1 pseudogene is annotated in these 1,549 nt (G+C 63.7%); it reads right to left on the bottom strand.

Annotated features, from left to right (window positions below):
* Window positions 1–23: 23 nt before the first annotated feature.
* Window positions 24–1,368 (bottom strand): annotated as a pseudogene (locus EOC06_RS37045) (IS5 family transposase).
* Between the last annotated feature and the right edge of the window lie 181 nt (window positions 1,369–1,549).

Genomic DNA, 1,549 nt, shown 5'->3' with positions numbered 1-1,549 from the left:
GTCGACCGTGAACAATCCGAGCCCTAAGCGGCGACCGGCTTCGGCCGGATTTGAAGCAGGGCAATCAAGAGCGACAAAAACCCCTTCAGCCACCTGAGCAGGAGGGAGAAGTTGTAGCCGGCGGCGGCCAGGATGGCGTTGAGGGTGTCGCCCTGCTGGCCGGCGAGGTAGTTGCGGCCCATTCTGTGTTCGCTCTTGATGTGGCCGATGACGGGCTCGACCGCCGACCGCCGTCGCATCTGGCGCTTGATGGCTGGGGTGACGCGGCGTTTCTGGCCCGCGGTGAAGACCCTGAGCTTGTGGCTCTGCGGTGCGTTGTGGCCGCGATAGCCGGCGTCGGCGAGGATGCGGCCGATCTCGTTGCCGATGGTCTTTTCCATGTCGGGGATGACGCTTGCCAGCGTGTGGCCGTCATAGGGATTGCCGGGCAGTGCTTTTGCATGCAGGGCGAACTGGCCGCCCCTGGAGCGCTTCAGCGTGGTGGCCACCGACACCTTCACCCCGAACTCGTAGGGCGCATGCGCCTTGCCCTTGCCGATGCATTCCACCTCGTGTGCGTGCAGGCTGTAGATCTTGCGGCCGCGCTGGCGCTGGCGTTGCTCGAGAACGGTGGCGGCCTGGTAGAGCGGCCATTTGAACAGCGTCCAGCCCCTGATCGCCGGCGATCTGGCGACCAATGTCGCGAATGGTCCGGCCGAGATAGGTCTTGAGCTTGCGTAGCGCCTTGTTGGCCCGCTTGAACTGCTTGGCGTGGGCATAGCGCTGGTGGCTGATCAGCGCCAGCTTGCCGACCCGCACATAACTCTGGCGCAAATGGAGACCCGTCCTCTTGGCCAGCCGCACCAGCCGTTCGCGTGCCCGATGGATGAGCTTGGCGTCGGTCGGGAACATGACGTTCTTCGGCTGCACGGTGGTGTCGACGATCACCTGGCGCGTGTCGGCCGGTTTCATCGCCCCGGTCTTGACCGCGAGGCTGAGGCTCTCCTGCAACAGCACCATAATCCGCTCCTCGCCCATACGGCTGCGCCAACGCGTCATCGAGGAGCGGTCGAACGGCAGCGTATGGCAAAAGAACGTCTCGCCGGTGAGATACTGGAAATAAGGGTTCTCCACCCAGCGCTCGCACAGCACCTCATCCGACAGGTTGAAGGTGTGCTTGAGGATCGCCAGCCCCGCCATCAGCCGGGTCGGCAGCGGCGGCATGCCGGGGCCGTCCGAATAGACGGCGCCGAAACGCTCCTCCAGCACCGGCCAGTCGATCGCCTGCGCCAGCCGCACCAGCTCGTGCTTCATGTTGATGATTTGGTCGAGCCGGGAGCGGAACAGGTCCTGCTCTCCCGTCTCGCGCTTCTCGCGTGGCCTGGACATTCGCTGTCCCCTCGATTCGCCGCCGCCGAACCGAGTGAATCACGCTCCGCGCCACAAGGGAATCGCAAAACCGAATTGCAGGAAAACAGCGTCCAAATACCGCTAATCCTGCAATTCCAAAGCCGCTATCCGCCTCAATCAACAGGCCAGATCAATGGCTTGCGGATAGTTCACGGCCGAC

The sequence above is a fragment of the Mesorhizobium sp. M7A.F.Ca.MR.362.00.0.0 genome (genome assembly GCF_004023175.1).
GTDB lineage: Bacteria > Pseudomonadota > Alphaproteobacteria > Rhizobiales > Rhizobiaceae > Mesorhizobium.
This window is presented reverse-complemented; position numbering and strand designations above follow the sequence as displayed.